Origin of the sequence: Microcoleus sp. Pol12B4 (genome assembly GCF_036701385.1) — a bacterium.
Classification (GTDB): Bacteria; Cyanobacteriota; Cyanobacteriia; order Cyanobacteriales; family Microcoleaceae; genus Microcoleus.
Window position 1 is genome coordinate 5,103 of sequence record NZ_JAUBQR010000040.1, and the last position, 16,436, is coordinate 21,538.

The following is a 16,436-nucleotide window of genomic DNA, read 5'->3' on the forward strand; positions in this document are numbered from 1 at the left end:
TCAACCAGAGCGTAAATTGCATTAAGTAAAATATTCATAAATACCTGATTGAGCTGTCCGGGATAGCACTGCACCAGCGGCAAGTCGCTGTATTCTTTGTGAATTTCGATCGCCTCCTGCCCTGGTTTCCCTTTAAGCTGGCTTTGCAACAGCATAATCGTGTTGTTGATACCGTCGTGAATGTTGACCTGCTTCATTTCAGCTTCGTCTAATCTGCAAAAATTCCGCAGCGACAAAACGATGTCGCGCACTCTTTCTGCACCTTGCTGCATAGAATTTAAGACTTGTGGCAAGTCTTCTAGCAAATAATCGAGTTCGATTTTTTCGGCTTCCGCTTCAATTGCTGCGATGGGTTCGGGACAGTGCTGTCGGTAGATGTCGAGCATCTGGATTAAAGCTTGCGTGTACTCTTTAGCGTGGTGCAAATTGCTGTAGATAAAGCCGATCGGATTGTTGATTTCGTGAGCTACTCCTGCTACTAACTGCCCCAATGAAGACATTTTTTCTGTTTGAATTAGTTGAGTTTGAGTGCGCTGAAGTTCCAGCAAGGCAAGTTCAAGCTGTTGGGCTTGATGTCTCAATTGCGCTTGCGATTCTCGCATCGCCACGGTTGATAACTCGTGAATTTGCAACTGAGAAAGCAGCAGTTGGTGTACGTCTAAAAGTTTGTAAGTATCCGGTTCTACTTGTACTACAATTGGTTCGTGGATGAGTTCGGGCGATCGCTCCAAAGACTGCCGCACTGCCGTCATAATTGAGGTTTCGCGATCGAGAACCAACATATCAGTTTTAGTAAAGCGGTAGAGTATGACCAAAGGCTGTTGAGAAAATAACTCCAAGCTGTAGGGGCGGCTCATGTGTTCAAAATAACGCCGTCGCGAAATCATCCCTATAAACTTTCCTTGCTGAGTGATGATGATACCCGGAACTAAAGGGTTTGCTTGAAAAATTTTAGCAACTTCGTCCCCCGGACACTCAGATTCTAAGAGAAAGTCGTACAGGGTTAATTCCTGTAGAGTCGATCGCAAACCAAGCGGTGATTTCAGGGGACTCAACCCGTCATTTTCATACACTGCTCCCTCCTTTGGTAATTAGCAGTAGCGGTTGGGTGCTGGAGTATTGCTTACTATTTAGACGGCTTTTTCTATTTATTTTATAGCTATGAAATCAACTCTACTCTGCTCGCTCAAATTGAGTTAATTCAGCAGAATTTTTTGGGTCTTAAATCGTGCTGGTGTCACCCGAAACGATATTGCAGGTTAGATTAATTTAACAGCCGACACTCCTTTGAAACCTAATTATGTAGTAAATGTGACAGATCCAAGATTCTACTAATCCGAATATAACAGTCATAACTATTTTTTATGTTTGACGACATTAATTTGGTTAAGATTGATAGACATCTGCGACCTGTGGTAATAAATTTGGTATTACCCCTTGCGTAAAATTATATTACAATAAGATACAATAAGACAAGAATAGCGACAAATCGGCAGCCGATAACCTATTTGACTATTCAGGTAAAATCGATTTCGGGCAATTGCCATGAAATGTCAATTGTCAGTTTTTTAGTACAATGCCGATCGCACTCAAGCCTGGAATTATATTGTAGATAATCTTCCAGCCAGGGACAGCCGATGGCGAGCAATTTGTCAAGTTCGGCAGCTTATACTTTACTCGCATCGAGCCTCCAAAGCTTCACCGACGAATTTTTCCCAGCCGATGCTAAAGTTGTGCGATCGCAACTAAACCTCACATTCCACACATCCGCTTGATGTGCCTTAAAAGTTTACAGAAAAGTACCGTCGGGCAGCCAAGTTGATATTCAGATTCTGTCACTGGCAAATCCGATACGGAGAATCAAGAGGAAGCAAAAGGAAATAATAGTATTTTACCCGCCTTTTCCCCAACCTCCACTTCAATTTGAGGAAGTTGGTTTGGTTGCGATAGTATTTCGATTACGATTACTTCTCCTCCCCCTTGATTTTATGCAATTCTCATTAGAAACTCTAAGATGTTGATTTGAGGAACCTCGGGGGGTCGGGTTTGGTTTGGCGATCGCACTGAGTTAAATTCAAATGACATTTGAGGAAAGTAAGCGACGGTTTCCATGTGCGGTTTCCCGAACTAGAGGTGGTAACTGTATACACGGCGGGTCGATGGTACTTTCAGTACAATGTCACTATTTCAACCGGTACACCTGTTGAGTCTGAGTCTCTTAGAGTGTGAAAGTCCCTTTAATCCTTGGGCTGTCTGGATCGGAGGTTTTTGAAGAGTGGGGCGGTGCGAGGCCCAGAAGCAGACTGTTAACCAAGCGGCACTAGAGAAGTCGGCAGCTAGGGTATACCGAGAAAGGATTTTAGGCGATCGCGATTAAAGATCAAGAGACAAAAGCACGATAGCACCAGCAGCAATATCACCCAAAAGAAGGATTTATCGACAAAAAGTTGCGTGTTATATTTCTAAATAATTCTATACAAAAATACTTTTACCTAAAAGGAGAACAAAAAATGGACACCCCTACAGATCGCCTACAAGAACCGGTCGGGACAAGAGAACTCGAATCAATACCTGTATCTGAAAAAGTTTCTTCCCAAAAAGTTAGTGAGGTTAATTTTGAAACAACTCCTTTAGAAACCCCAGCTTATACTCAGCAAAAAGTTAGCGTCGAGGAATTGAAGATTAACGGTGACGATTTGGTAGCTAAAGTTAAAGAACTGATTCACGAAGGAAATATCCGACGCATCATTATCAAAAATGAAGAGGGACGGATCTTGGTAGAAGTTCCTCTGACGGTGGGAGTAGTCGGTGGAGTGATTGGTGCGGCATTGTTTCCAGTAATTGCAGCAGTAGGAGCGATAGGTGCATTAGTCGCTCACATGACTATCATCATTGAAAGAACCGAGTAAAAAAAATTCAGTTGTTAGTAAGGCTTCTGTCCGGTTAATTTCCCGTAATAAAGCTTGTTGGTCGTGAGTACGACTATCCTCTCTTGATGGAGAAGAAAAAACTTGCATTGATTACTAAAAACTTAATTGTGGTTATTTAACCGGATTTAAACAAATTTCAAGCATAAAGTGGCTTGATAAATAGAAAGCTAGTAACTCTTACTACTCCCTTCTCTTTTTTCCAGATTTCTCTGATGAATTGTCTTCCCACTCCGACCGTAAAGCTGCCACTTTTAAGTGGTGTCATGAATCATCTATAACAATCCTCGTACTTTGTGAATTTATTACTTCCTCTCCGCAACTTCGGGGAGGATTGGGGTGGGGTAAAAAATTTACGACTCCTGCGATTGCTATATGCTTGCAGAGCAAGCATTATTTATAAATAACTCATTTAGCCGATCTTCATTGTTGAAGCCCGGCTGATTCTATTCCTTCGGGGACTCTGGCAATCACTCTGAGGGTAGAGCCTGCTTAATACCTTGGCGAGTTATATTTAATACAAATGAAGGAGAAACCAACAGTTCTCTAAACTCCCTAAGCAGAAAGCTGTTAAGCATTTAAACTGGTATGAGCCAAACACCCAACGCTTACACCTGAATCTTGACAGTAAATCAAAATAAGTGATTTAACTGCTCAACAGCTTAGCTCAAGTTTTCAAACCAGAGAATCTCCTAGAGACAAATATTTTTTGAATAGTTGTGGCTAAGATAATTATGAAACCTAACGAAGAAAATAGCTCTAGCCGTGAAATTCATCAAGAAGTTCACACCGATGCAACTAACGGTCACGTCAGTACAACACGAACTACTACAAGTGTTCCGAGTACAACGGCGAAGGCTTCTAAAGAAGCAGCTCATCACCAAGGTTATGTACAGGGTCAAATGGCGGAAAACCACCGCCAACTAGGAGTCCAAGAAGTCCGCGATAATGAGAATGCAGGTCGCGGGTTATTATTAGGGATTCTTCTTGCTTCTTTGGTAGGCTTAGTTCTGGGCAGTGTATATTACTTCAATCGGGGCGAGGAGGCTCCTACTCCTACTGCTGCTCCTGTGATTGTTGTACCAAAAGCGAATCAGCCTTCAGCAACACCAGCTCCAACTAGGACTATAGAGAGAGAAAAAACGATCATTCAAAAGATTGTTCCGGTTCCGGTTCAACCATCTCCTGTTCAAAAAGCTACGCCTGCTCCTCAACCAAGTCCAGCTCAACAGGCAACTCCGGCTCCTCAAACAAGTCCGGCTCCCAATATCAATATTACAATTCCAAATTCACAACAGCAAGATGCACCCGCTCAGGAAGCAGCGCCGTCTTCATCTTCGCCGTCCAATAATACCGATACTACGGTTCCGAATTCGCAGAGGGAGCCAGCTTCCACTCCGCCAACTCCAGCACCGGAGAGTTCAGCTACTCCATCTCCAACTCAAGATGATGGTGCTTCTGGAGCAGGTACGAGCGGCGAAACTAATACGGAAAGCCAGAGCAATTCTAATCCTACGGGTACGGCTGTACCTGATAGCAACTCCGGTGCTGAGGGTGCGGCTGGTTCACCGCAATAGAAGTTGGATGTCGAATTAGTCTAGTCCGCCAGAGGTTCAAACCCTAGACTCATAGCTAAAGTCCTTTAAAGAGGGCTTTTTTTATGGTTTAAACTGAGATCTTGCACCATTGTCAATAAGCCTGCTATGGGCGGAATCTCTTCCCTAACACCTACTCCCCACAAGAAAACTCATTCTTTGTGGAACAGGTCCGAAAGCCTTTTAAGCAAGAATGGTGCAACATCTCAGACTAACCGGGCATTGTGGCTGAACTCAACAAACCTGGTTTCTGCGATGGTAAACGTTTTAAGATAGTGCCAACCTATCCTAAGAAACAGTTTGGTGAACTAATTTAACTTTCCCTAAAGCCGTCTTCCTGCTGTCAAATAGTTTCATCACTCCGGAGGAAATGGTGTCTATTACATCGGGAGAACAGTAAGACAGAAACTCTTCCGACGAAGTAGGATCTGCAAAAAACTCTTGAGATTTCTTCAAAAAGTTTTCTGTTTCAGAAAAGCCGATAGATTTGATAATAAACGTAGCTACAGGAGAGTTTTTAATATCATAGGGAGATTCTTGATTTCGTCCTATTGCTAACAAATTTAAAACCTCTTTTTCCAACTGAGTTTCTAATGGGTAGGCGATCTGTTTGTTGGGCAAGTAATCCTCCAAAACCGAGGTCTTAAATCCGGGTGCACGCAATTCTCCCATCATAGTAGAAAGCGGAATATCGCGCCCCAAACGGTAGGAAAGAGCTTCTAGAATAGCGATGGTAATTAGCTTGACCCCCAGATAAAGTTTAGCAACTTCGATATTTTTGCGAGTTCGGGCAATCAGATTAGCGTAGGTTGCATCGTCCGGCTCTTGCCTAAACTGCTGGAAAACCAGTTCTGGTTTGAGGAAGTTCAAAAATCCTTCCATTTTTTGCAGAGACCTGCGATATCCGGCAACAGTATAGGAATTGACATGGATCAATTCGTGGTTGGTTTCTGGCATCAAGTTCCAGGTATTGTCTAAGAAATTAGAGGAATTTGGAGAGGCAAAATTCTCGACATCTCTATTTGCTAACCTGACAGCACGCTTGACAATTTCTACAATTTCTGCATAGCTCCATCCAAAGTTAAAATCGCGATTTATACTTACCAAACGCTCGTGCAAAAGTTCGATCGCGCTCAAACCGCTGGGCGAAACGGGACGAAAAGGGATAGTAGCTTCGATGCAAGCTGTGATCTCAGCGATCGTACTAGCTGGCAAAAAAGGCTCCAAAGATTTGGCAGCAATAACGGCACTCAAAAATTCGTTTTGGCCGCCAAACGGAGAGAGAGTCTTGCCGGGAATAAACCCAAATACTGAGGCCACTAGCTGATACATGGCATCGTCGGGCAGTTCGGTTTCATCTCTAATAACTAACTGCGATCGCACCTCTTTGACAAAAGGACAAAGGGCGCTGCTAATATTGAAACTAACGCCCTGATCGACTTGCACGTACACGAGGTCGTGAAACAGCGCAGCCAGCACCTCGATCGGATCGACTGACCCCCCGACCTCAAAAATGTGTTCCGACGTATGAAAGTACCGCCAAGGCCCTCTCATCGTTTGAATGATTAGCTCAGCTATCTGCTCTAGCTTTGGAATGTCTACTCGACCTCCCAATTGCTCGATCGAGCTTACCAAGCAATCCAAGCACCGTTTTTGTTCTGCCAAAAGCTCCATTTACACACCTCCAGTGCATTCCCTGATTGTCTTGCGCTTGATTGCATGGTATCAAAACGCGCTGCGATCGTGCCATGATTTGTCACTCAAAAATTTCAAATTTTAGGGGGAAACAGGGAGAGGGGGCGAGGGAAAGAGGAAGAGGGAGGAAGAACGAGGGAGAGGGAGGGAGAGGGAGAGCGAGAAATTAAATATTAAAAATTCGGCCGTTGTGGAGATTCGGGCAACTTGGGCGATCGGTATCATAAATTACAGTAAAAATGACAAAAAGTGGGTAAAAACTTGATGAATTTTCGATGAAATTATCAGGGGTTTTTGACAAAAGCTGTGGGTGGGTGGCATTGACACCAGCTTCAAGCTGCGGTGGTATAAATACTGCGTCCTGCCTCAGAATAAGATTCGTAGACGTGCTGATAAACCTCTTGATATTGGGGCTGATACACTTCAGTTGAGTAGCTTTCGGGAAATCTATCTAAAGCTTCCTCGATCGCCACTTTAACCGCTGCCTTGGTTTGCTGTCGCCTCCCCCACTCTAACACTAACAGAAGTTACACAACTGTCACCAGTGATCCTGGCACCATGCAGCACAAAATCAGACAATAAACATGGGAAAATCGGGGCGTTTCAGTGGCTCAATTAAATAATTGGACAACATCAATCCAGCTTAAATACCCCCTTAATTCCTTAGTCCCCCTCTGCTGGGACTTCGTATGTTTAGAAGTGATTTAAATCCCCGAATCAACTGTTAAAGACCCAACTTCTTTAAGAATTCGGCGATCGGGGTATTGTGTCTTTGGAGACGTTGCTGACTTACTGCATCCGATCGATCGTCCGATACTGCACCGCCTCCGCCACATGATTCGTTTTCAAGCTTTCATCCCCCGACAAATCAGCAATAGTTCTAGCAACCTTCAAAATGCGATCGCTAGCCCTCGCCGAAAGCCCCAACTTCCGAATCGCCATCTCCAATAAATTCCGAGAAGCATCATCCAACTGACACCATCTGTTAATGTGACTGCTTTGCATCTCCGCATTACAGCGCAAACTAGATTCCGACTGAAAACGGCGAGTTGCGAGCTCTCGCGCCCGCTGCACCCTCACCCGCACCGGTTCCGACTCCTCCCCCGTCGGCTGTCGCGTAATTTCTTCCGGTTTCAAACGATTTACGGCCACTTGCAAATCAATCCGATCCATCAAAGGCCCCGAAAGTTTTGCCCAATATTGCTCCCTCTTTTGCGGCGAACAAGTACACTGTTGAATCGAATCGCCGTAATAACCGCAAGCGCAAGGATTCGTACTAGCAACTAAAGTGAATTGCGCCGGAAACATCACCGATTGTCTAGTTCGAGAAATAGTCACATATCCATCTTCCAGCGGTTGTCGCAAAAACTCCAAAACATCTCTTTTAAACTCAGTTAATTCATCGAGAAAAAGTATGCCGCGATGTGCTAAAGAAATTTCACCCGGACGCGGAAAACTGCCGCCACCTACCAAAGAAGGGCCGGATGCCGAATGGTGAGGACTGCGAAAAGGTCGATCGCCCACCAAGCTTCCCTTATCCTTCAATAACCCAGCCACCGAATGAATTTGAGTCACATCTAAAGCTTCCTCAAAAGTCAGTGGCGGCAAAATACCCGGCAAACGCCTCGCCAACATAGTCTTACCGCTCCCTGGCGGCCCCACAAAAATTAAATTGTGTCCCCCCGCCGCCGCAATTTCCAAAGCCCGCCGCGCGTGAATTTGCCCCTTTACATCCTTTAAATCTAGACCCGAAAATCGCGTTTTTGCTAACTCTTCTTTACCGTTTACTTTTACAGGCGAATAAACTTCAGGATTGTTCAAAAAATCAGTAACTGCAAAAATATTCTCAAAACCATAAACAGATATTCCGTGCACCAAAGCCGCTTCTTGCGCGTTACCAGCCGGTACAACCAATCCTGAAATACCCATTTTTTGAGCTGCAGCGGCGATCGGCAAAACCCCAGCCACAGGCCGCAAACTCCCATCTAAAGAAAGTTCCCCTAAAAACAAATAATCTCCCAAAAGTTGACCGCTGACTTGTTCCGATGCTGCTAAAATGCCAATGGCGATCGGCAAATCAAAACTCGGCCCCTCCTTCCGCAAATCCGCCGGAGTCAAATTAATCACAATACTCCGCATAGGAAAAGCATATCCCGAATTTTTTAGGGTAGCCTTAACTCTTTCTTTAGCTTCCTGCACCGCAGAATCTGGCAACCCCACAACCACAATTTTCGGTAGCCCGCCTGACACATCAGCCTCAACACCAACCTTTACCGCGTCAATTCCAACGATCGATGCACTCCAAACCCTAGCAAGCATTTTTCTTTATCCTTAATTTGCCTGTCCCTGATTCATCATCTATTATGATTAACAATGACTAATGAATATCGGAAGAGGCAAGAAAAACTTTTCCTTGCCTCTTCTTTTTCTCCTCTTCCCTCTCTCCTGCTGAGTCTTCCCTCTTCCCTCTTCCCCTTCTCCCTTCCCACTTGGGTCTTCCCTCTTCCCACTTCCCACTTGGGTCTTCTTCCCTCTTCCTTCTTCCTTCGTTAACACCCATGACAACTCAAGAAACGCTTTTCAGCAAAATCATCCGCAAAGAGATTCCCGCAGACATCGTTTATGAAGACGACTTGGCCCTCGCGTTCAGAGATATCCATCCGCAAGCACCCGTCCACATCCTCGTCATTCCCAAACAGCCTATTGCCAAATTAGCCGATGCCGAGTCGGGAGATCATGCTCTCATGGGACACTTGCTGCTGACTGTCAAGCGGGTAGCAGACCAACTCGGACTTAGCAACGGCTATCGCGTCGTCATTAATAGCGGCAGCGACGGCGGCCAAACTGTAGACCACCTGCACCTTCACATTCTCGGCGGACGGCAGATGAAGTGGCCCCCAGGCTAAAGGCTAATTTTTACGCAGAACTTACGAACTTATCCTCAGAAACCCGGTTGATTTCTATTGCCAAGCGCTTCAGAAACCGGGTTTCTTTTTTCGTCAATAAACCTGGTGGATTGGATCTTGTTCAGAATGCAGCCCGCACTAGAAACCCGGTTTTCAGTATTCTCCCGATACAAACTTACCCTCGCAGAATCCACCGATGATATGTAAATAAATATTAAAAATCATCTCTTCACGACCTAATTAACAGATATTTAAATAGAAAGAGAATCGACCTGAACAAAAATAATTTGCTCGAACTGCTGAACCAAGCTACAGACAATAGATTCAGTTCTTCTGACCGCTGTATTTAACCAGTTTGGTGTGTAATTTTACTTTGTAAAATAATACAAATATTTACTAATAATCAAGTTTTTGTAAAAGTTTGTAAAATTTTTGAATTGTCAGCAGTAATCCCTTGGCAAACTTTAGTGAATGGTGTTACTAATATAAGCGTGGGGCATTCCCACAACGAACTTTGAAAATTCAATTAAGCCATCATAAACCAAATGACAACAACCGTACAGCGTCGCGAAAGCGGCAACGTTTGGGAACGGTTCTGCGAGTGGGTAACTAGCACCGAGAACCGCATTTACATCGGTTGGTTCGGCGTCTTGATGATTCCCACCTTGCTCAGCGCCACCATCTGCTACATCATCGCCTTCATCGCTGCTCCTCCAGTGGACATCGACGGCATCCGCGAACCCGTTGCAGGTTCATTGATGTACGGCAACAACATCATTACTGGTGCAGTTGTTCCTTCATCGAATGCGATCGGGCTTCACTTCTATCCCATCTGGGAAGCAGCTTCCTTAGATGAATGGTTGTACAACGGCGGCCCCTACCAATTGGTAGTATTTCACTTCCTGATTGGCATTTTCTGCTACATGGGTCGTGAATGGGAACTGTCCTACCGCTTAGGTATGCGTCCTTGGATCTGCGTCGCTTACTCTGCACCAGTTGCAGCAGCCACCGCAGTATTCTTGATTTACCCGATCGGACAAGGCAGCTTTTCTGACGGTATGCCCTTGGGTATCTCCGGCACATTCAACTTCATGATCGTGTTCCAAGCCGAGCACAACATCCTGATGCACCCCTTCCATATGTTGGGAGTTGCTGGTGTCTTCGGCGGTGCTCTGTTCTCCGCCATGCACGGTTCTCTTGTTACCTCTAGCTTGGTTCGCGAAACAACCGAAACTGAATCTTTGAACTACGGTTACAAATTCGGTCAAGAAGAAGAAACCTACAACATCGTTGCAGCCCACGGCTACTTCGGTCGTTTGATTTTCCAATACGCGAGCTTTAACAACAGCCGTTCTTTGCACTTCTTGTTAGGTGCATGGCCAGTAGTAGGCATCTGGTTTACCGCTTTGGGTATCTCCACGATGGCTTTCAACTTGAACGGTTTCAACTTCAACCAATCAATTATCGACTCGCAAGGTCGCGTGATCAACACTTGGGCTGATGTCATCAACCGCGCTAACTTGGGTATGGAAGTAATGCACGAGCGCAACGCTCACAACTTCCCTCTCGACTTGGCTGCTGGTGAAGTCACCCCAGTAGCAATGGTTGCTCCTTCCATCAACGGCTAAATTTAGCTTTTGATTAACAAAAAGCGCTCCTAGAAATAGGGGCGCTTTTTGTTTTGGCAAGTAGAATTTGATAGATTTCCTTCTGTTAAATCCGTTAAATCAGTTAAATCTCATACACTGCGCCTTGGCGAACTTCCCGATCTATCTGATATATTAATTAAGAATTATTATTTTTGGCAATCATCAAAGTGGCGATATTTAACAGGCACAAATTTGAAAAACTCGCGGTTCATAAATCAAAAACATTAGCCTGGGCGATCGCACTTTTCAGCGGCATTTTGATGGCATTGACAACCGCACCAGTAAATGCTTGGCTATTGGCTTGGGTAGCATTAGCTCCCCTGTGGATTTTGGTTGTTAGTTATGAAAGGCAAAAGCAAGAAGTAAAACAACAAAAATTCTTCCTTCTTCCTTCTTCCTTCTTCCTTCTTCCTTCACTCTGGGGAATTGGCTATCACGGATTAGCTTTATCTTGGATTATGGGAATTCACCCGATGACTTGGTTGGGAGTTCCTTGGTGGCCGAGTTTGGCGATCGCACTTTTTTGCTGGGCATTCATCACCCTCTGGGGAGCAGCCTTAGTCGCCGTTTGGGCGTGGCTATTTGTAATTCTCAACTCCCTCACTTTACCAGGCAAAAATCCTCTTCTTATTCTCAACTCCCTCACTTTACCAGGCAAAAATCCTCTTCTTAACTCCCCCCCTTTACAAGGGGGGGCTGGGGGGAGTAAAGCTCAACTTTTAGCATTAACTCGCGTTTTAATTGGCACAGCTTTGTGGTGTGCCTTAGAAAGTATTTGGAGTACAGGTTCGCTGTGGTGGACATCCCTATCATATACGCAAAGCCCGCACAATTTAGCAATATTGCACCTCGGTCAACTCTCCGGGCCCAGCGCAGTAACAGCCGCTATTGTAGCAGTAAATGGCTTAATCGCAGAAGCTTTTATTGAAGGAAGAAGGAAGAAGGAAGAAGGAAGAAGGAAGAATTGGATTGCTTATATTTTGCCTGCTAGTTTGTGTGTAGTTTTGCATATTGCAGGATGGAGTTTATACAATCGCCCTTTGAATCAAGAAGCCGCAACTGCTTTAAAAATTGGCATTATTCAAGGCAATATTCCTAACGAGATTAAGTTTGATTCAGGGGGTTGGGGGCGCGCTTTGGAAGGTTACACCAGTGGATACAAAGAGTTAGCCGACAGGAAAGTCGATGCTGTGTTAATTCCAGAGACGGCTTTGCCTTTTATCTGGACAAATGAGTATCAACGTTCTACTCTTTCCTTTTACCAAGCTATTCTCGAACGCGGCGTTGTCGCTTGGGTGGGAGGATTCGGACAGCAAGAGAATAGTATCACTAACAGCTTATTGGCGATCGATCGCACAGGAGAAATTGTCGGCCGCTACGATAAACTAAAGCTAGTGCCTTTAGGCGAATATATCCCTTTTTACGAAATTTTAGGCGGGATTATTAATCGGCTTTCTCCCTTAGATGCTCATTTAGTACCCGGCAATTCTCAACAATTGTTTGATACGCCATTTGGTCGCGCCATTGTTGGAATTTGTTACGATTCAGCCTTTGCTGAAAATTTCCGATATCAGGCGGCGAATGGAGGCGAATTTATGATCACCGCTTCCAACAATGCCCATTACAAACCGCCAATGTTGGCTCAACATCATGCTCTCGATGTGATGCGGGCAATTGAAACTGATAGATGGGTAGCTATCGCAACTAATACGGGTTACTCTGCTTTTGTAAATCCTCGCGGCGAGACGGTTTGGAAGTCTGGAATTAATACCTATGAAGTCCGAGATGCTACTATTTATCGGCGGCAAACTCGGACTTTGTACGTGCGGTGGGGAGATTGGCTGATGCCTGTATTGTTAGTATTGGCTGGGTTAATGCGGTTGATTGTTAGAAATTAACCAGTAGGTTATACCATTTTAGATTTTCGATTGGTATCTAAAATCTAAAATCTAAAATGGAATGACTCTACTTATCTTTCACCTGTTCGTGAACGCTAGGAGATAAAGAAATTAAATCGTCGATATTGCGCTTCATCGCAGCACAAATATTGTCTAAAGGCAAATCATTGGCATCGTGCCCGAAGGGATTTTCTATTTCAATGCCGATTTCTTCGATGCCGAACAAAGTAAAACTAATTAAAGCCACAACTAAGCCAGTTCCCCAAGTCAAATCTTTCACCATTTGAAAGGGCAGTGCCAAACAGTAAAGCAACAATAGTTGTTTCAGGTGAATCGCGTAAGCCAAAGGGATAGGCGTCTTCAAAATCCGCTCGCAGCCTCCTAATACATCTATCATAGAATTGAGCAACTGATTCATAGCAGTTAACTGATAGACATCCAGGCAATTGCGCTCGTACTGCTCGTGCATATAATCCTCAATCCAAAAGGCAATTTCTAGGGGCGGATTGTTCATTGATTTGAGCTTTTGGTACTGCGCTGGCGACATTAACGGCTCCAACTCTGGATTGACTGATTGTTGCCGCAAGTGCAGTTTCATCGCCACTGCAAAGGCAGGTAACAGGCGCAGGGCTGATTTTTTGAGTTCTATATCCTTCGGGTCTTTTTCCTCAATGGCTACCCAGATTTGGCGCGCTAAATTGCGGACATTATTGACTAAAGTTCCCCAAGCTTTTCGACCTTCCCAAAATCTTTCGTAGGCTGTATTTGTCCGAAAAACTAACAGTAAACCCAGGACAATACTCGGTACAATACTCGATAAAATGGGCATGGAAACAGGCAACTTAAAAAAGTGCAGCACGGAAATAAAAACTCCAAAGCTGCCGCACAGCAAAACGCGGGGCAAAATTGAGGGAATGACAGACCCCCGAACCTGTAATGCAATTTTAAACCAAGGCGGTCGATCGCCACTCATGCAAGTCTCCTCATTAAATTAAATTAGCCCCGCCCTAGCGCGGGCAGCGCAAATGCCTGGTAAACTTAGTTCTTTGGCTGTCACCAGTCGATTGGAGATTCGAGATTTTAGATTGGCTCCACAGATAAATCTGGAGGGTTTGAACTTAGGTCTAAAATTTTTGGTCTCTACGACTGCTGTCAGCGCTTGTATCCCTATTTGGGTGGGGTGAGAGCTTCCAAAAAAAGCTTTCCTACAAACAACCTTTGGATTTTACCCAAAAAACTCATCTTTACGCTCAATCTAAAACCTAAAATCTAAAATCTACAATTGATTCACGGAGGAACTTAATTCGGTAAGATTAACTATGTATCTTTAAACCTCAGCTTCCGTGCAAGAGCTACCGACATCTGTGCCCCCGCATTTTCACCGATTGCCAAACCAACGGTGGCAAATTTATTCGCCTCAACCACAGCAAGCCGAACAGTTTGCCACTGAAATCGGTTTGTCGCCCTTGCTGGCACAGGTACTGATTAACCGGGGCATCGATTCTCTGAAAGAAGTGCAAGGGTTTATCGAACCGGAATCTCTGGTTTTGCCCGCGCCAACCGATGAGTTTCCAGATTTGGCTGCGAGTGTCAAATTGTTGCGGGAGGCGATTTCGGGAGGGCAAAAAATTGCTATTTGCGGCGACTACGATGCTGACGGGATGACGAGTACGGCTTTGTTGCTACGAGCTCTCAGGGCTCTGGGCGCGAATGTGGATTATGCTATTCCCAGCCGGATGCGAGAAGGTTATGGGATTAACGATCGCATTGTAGAAGAATTTCACTCCGAAGGTGTCGCTCTCATTCTCACGGTTGACAACGGAATTGCAGCTTACGGCCCGGTTGCTAGAGCGCGAGAACTCGGTGTCAAAGTTATTATTACAGACCACCACGATTTGCCGCCAAAACTGCCGCCGGCTGATGCTATTCTCAACCCGAAATTAATTGCAGAATCTTCGCCTTATCGCGGTTTGGCTGGCGTAGGCGTTGCTTATGTTTTGGCAATTACTTTAGCTCAGGATATGCAGAAAGTTGGCGGGTTGGTGAATCCGCTGCTGGAGTTATTTACGTTGGGAACTATTGCGGATTTAGCGCCTTTGACTGGAGTTAACCGCCGCTGGGTGAAGCGGGGTTTGCGGCTGTTGCCTCACTCGCAATTGGCGGGTATTCAGGCTTTGATTCATGTGGCGGGAGTGCAGCCGGGAAGTGCCGAAAGTCCCTCAATTCTCAACTCAAAAACTCAAACTCAAAATTCGTTAAAGCCTGAAGATATTGGTTTTAGGCTTGGACCCCGGATTAATGCTGTGGGGCGACTCGCTGACCCTCAAATTGTGATAGAGTTGCTGACTACGGACGATCGCGAATTGGCTCTAAAAAACGCGATGCAGTGCGAACAAATTAATCAGCGCAGGCAGGAGTTGTGCCAGGAAATTGAGCAGGAAGCCATTGCTTGGTGTGAGGAAAGGGCGATTGATTTGCAGCAAGAACGAGTTTTAGTTGTCGTCCAACCGGGTTGGCACCACGGGGTGATCGGGATTGTAGCTTCTCGGTTAGTGGAACGCTACGGCGTACCTGTGTTTATTGGTACTTTTGAGGATGAGGCTGGCGAAAACGAGGCTGTAGGGACGGTAGCCCATAAAATTGTCCGGGGTTCGGCGAGGGGAATTCCTGAGTTTAATGTATTTGACGGGCTGAATTTTTGCGCGGATTTATTAACTAAATTTGGCGGACACAAAGCGGCGGGCGGTTTTTCTATGCCGGCTGAGAATCTCGAACAATTCCGCAATCAACTGTCAATTTTTGCCAATCAATGTTTGCAGCCGGAACACCTAAAACCGCTGGTTTCAGTTGACGTGCGAGCGGATTTGGCTGAGATTAATCTCGACCTTTACCGACAAATTGATGCTCTGGAACCTTGCGGGATTGAAAATAAGGCTCCTGTATTTTGGACGCCTAATGTTTGCATAACTGAACAGAAAATTGTTGGTAAAGGAGGTCACGTTAAACTAACTGCAACTCAAGATGGAAATGTATCGGCTAGTGTGAAGGCGATTGCTTGGCGTTGGGGGGAATATTTTCCTTTGCCTCGGCGGGTTGATATTGCTTACCGATTGCGGGAAAATAGTTTTAATGGCAAGACATCGGTTGAGTTAGAATTGTTGGGCGTTCGGCTACCGGCAAATGCTGCTAGTTCTAGGCCGCCGATTTTTGGAAAAGTTGAGTTTGATTATTGCGATCGCACTTATTCTTGCAGTCTGTCTCCTGCTGGCTCGATCGAGGAATTGAGAATCCGCAACTCTCAAGGGCAAGTTTTGGCTGTTGCACCCGGACAAAACATCGGTTTGTTAGGTAACTCCCGCAAAGATGCTAGAGAAGTCGATGTATCTCTACCTTTTTTTGAGAATTTGATTCAAACTGCTAAACACGCCCTGGGTATTTGATAACTCGGTATTTGATCGGAAAGCTCGTGCAGCAGGGAAATTTGGCGATCGAGCGTTGTGAATTTTGCATAATTTACAACTCAAAACTCCCAACTCTCGATCGCCCCGGAGCGTGCTATAATTACAGATCGCCGCCTTTAGCTGCCAAGAGAAAAATCACGATCGGGCCAGAAAGCACGACGGCTGCGAGTAAAGCTACCTGAACAATGAGTTGGTAGTCTACACCACCCAGACCACTGAAAAGATCGGTTATAAAGTCCATTTGTCCTCCTGACTGTAGTGATTAAGTCTAGATTGTTGAATTAGAAAATCCGCTTCTGATTTTA

14 protein-coding genes are annotated in these 16,436 nt (G+C 45.1%); 6 read left to right on the forward strand and 8 right to left on the reverse strand.

From position 1 onward, the window contains the following. Both QUA38_RS08120 and QUA38_RS29295 read right to left on the reverse strand, forming a co-directional pair. Positions 1 to 1,073 (reverse strand): ATPase (locus QUA38_RS08120; protein ID WP_333160741.1); only part of this gene is annotated, 1,073 nt, incomplete at its 3' end. Positions 1,074 to 1,666: 593 nt separating this feature from the next. Further along, entirely contained in the window at positions 1,667 to 1,765 is a 99-nt protein-coding gene (locus QUA38_RS29295; RefSeq protein WP_445305037.1) for a hypothetical protein, read from the reverse strand. 745 nt (positions 1,766 to 2,510) lie between these two features. Between QUA38_RS29295 and QUA38_RS08130 the strand changes: the two genes are divergently transcribed. Together QUA38_RS08130 and QUA38_RS08135 are read left to right on the forward strand one after the other, a co-directional pair. Continuing rightward, the gene (locus QUA38_RS08130; RefSeq protein WP_333094317.1) at positions 2,511 to 2,909 is read left to right on the forward strand and encodes a DUF4342 domain-containing protein; all 399 of its coding nucleotides are present in this window, start codon (positions 2,511 to 2,513) and stop codon (positions 2,907 to 2,909) included. Between the two features lie 752 nt (positions 2,910 to 3,661). After that, on the forward strand, positions 3,662 to 4,504 hold the full coding sequence (locus QUA38_RS08135; protein ID WP_333160745.1) for a hypothetical protein: 843 nt from the start codon (positions 3,662 to 3,664) through the stop codon (positions 4,502 to 4,504). A gap of 306 nt (positions 4,505 to 4,810) precedes the next feature. Here QUA38_RS08135 and QUA38_RS08140 read toward each other — a convergent pair whose 3' ends face one another. The 4 genes from QUA38_RS08140 to QUA38_RS08155 form a co-directional block, all read right to left on the reverse strand. Continuing rightward, a complete protein-coding gene (locus tag QUA38_RS08140) occupies positions 4,811 to 6,196 on the reverse strand; it encodes a hypothetical protein (protein WP_333160747.1) in 1,386 nt (461 codons plus the stop codon). Positions 6,197 to 6,549: 353 nt separating this feature from the next. Continuing rightward, positions 6,550 to 6,735 (reverse strand): hypothetical protein, encoded by a 186-nt coding sequence (locus QUA38_RS08145; RefSeq protein WP_333160749.1) that lies wholly within the window; start codon positions 6,733 to 6,735, stop codon positions 6,550 to 6,552. Positions 6,736 to 7,006: 271 nt separating this feature from the next. Then, positions 7,007 to 8,536 (reverse strand): YifB family Mg chelatase-like AAA ATPase, encoded by a 1,530-nt coding sequence (locus tag QUA38_RS08150; RefSeq protein WP_333160750.1) that lies wholly within the window; start codon positions 8,534 to 8,536, stop codon positions 7,007 to 7,009. Positions 8,537 to 8,594: 58 nt separating this feature from the next. Then, positions 8,595 to 8,777 carry a hypothetical protein gene (locus QUA38_RS08155; protein WP_333160752.1) on the reverse strand — a complete coding sequence of 61 codons (183 nt, stop codon included), beginning with the start codon at positions 8,775 to 8,777 and terminating at the stop codon, positions 8,595 to 8,597. Here QUA38_RS08155 and QUA38_RS08160 point away from each other — a divergent pair. From QUA38_RS08160 to lnt, 3 genes are all read left to right on the forward strand, one after another. Then, complete coding sequence (locus tag QUA38_RS08160) at positions 8,776 to 9,123, forward strand: histidine triad nucleotide-binding protein (protein ID WP_333160755.1); 348 nt, start codon at positions 8,776 to 8,778, stop codon at positions 9,121 to 9,123. The two genes, QUA38_RS08155 and QUA38_RS08160, sit on opposite strands and share 2 nt — an antisense overlap. Positions 9,124 to 9,668: 545 nt before the next feature. Next, a complete protein-coding gene (gene psbA / locus QUA38_RS08165; RefSeq protein ID WP_333160757.1) occupies positions 9,669 to 10,751 on the forward strand; it encodes a photosystem II q(b) protein in 1,083 nt (360 codons plus the stop codon). Between the two features lie 188 nt (positions 10,752 to 10,939). After that, positions 10,940 to 12,670: an apolipoprotein N-acyltransferase gene (gene lnt, locus QUA38_RS08170; protein ID WP_445305038.1), complete on the forward strand. Its 1,731-nt coding sequence runs from the start codon at positions 10,940 to 10,942 to the stop codon at positions 12,668 to 12,670. Positions 12,671 to 12,737: 67 nt separating this feature from the next. Here lnt and QUA38_RS08175 read toward each other — a convergent pair whose 3' ends face one another. Beyond that, on the reverse strand, positions 12,738 to 13,643 hold the full coding sequence (locus QUA38_RS08175) for a bestrophin family ion channel (protein WP_333160759.1): 906 nt from the start codon (positions 13,641 to 13,643) through the stop codon (positions 12,738 to 12,740). Between the two features lie 370 nt (positions 13,644 to 14,013). On the opposite strand from QUA38_RS08175, the gene recJ reads away from it, so the two are divergent. After that, on the forward strand, positions 14,014 to 16,110 hold the full coding sequence (gene recJ, locus QUA38_RS08180) for a single-stranded-DNA-specific exonuclease RecJ (protein WP_333160761.1): 2,097 nt from the start codon (positions 14,014 to 14,016) through the stop codon (positions 16,108 to 16,110). Positions 16,111 to 16,231: 121 nt separating this feature from the next. On the opposite strand, the gene psb30 is transcribed toward recJ, so the two are convergent. Next, positions 16,232 to 16,372, reverse strand: coding sequence for a photosystem II reaction center protein Ycf12/Psb30 (psb30, locus tag QUA38_RS08185; protein WP_015175616.1), 141 nt, complete (start codon positions 16,370 to 16,372; stop codon positions 16,232 to 16,234). Positions 16,373 to 16,436 lie beyond the last annotated feature (64 nt).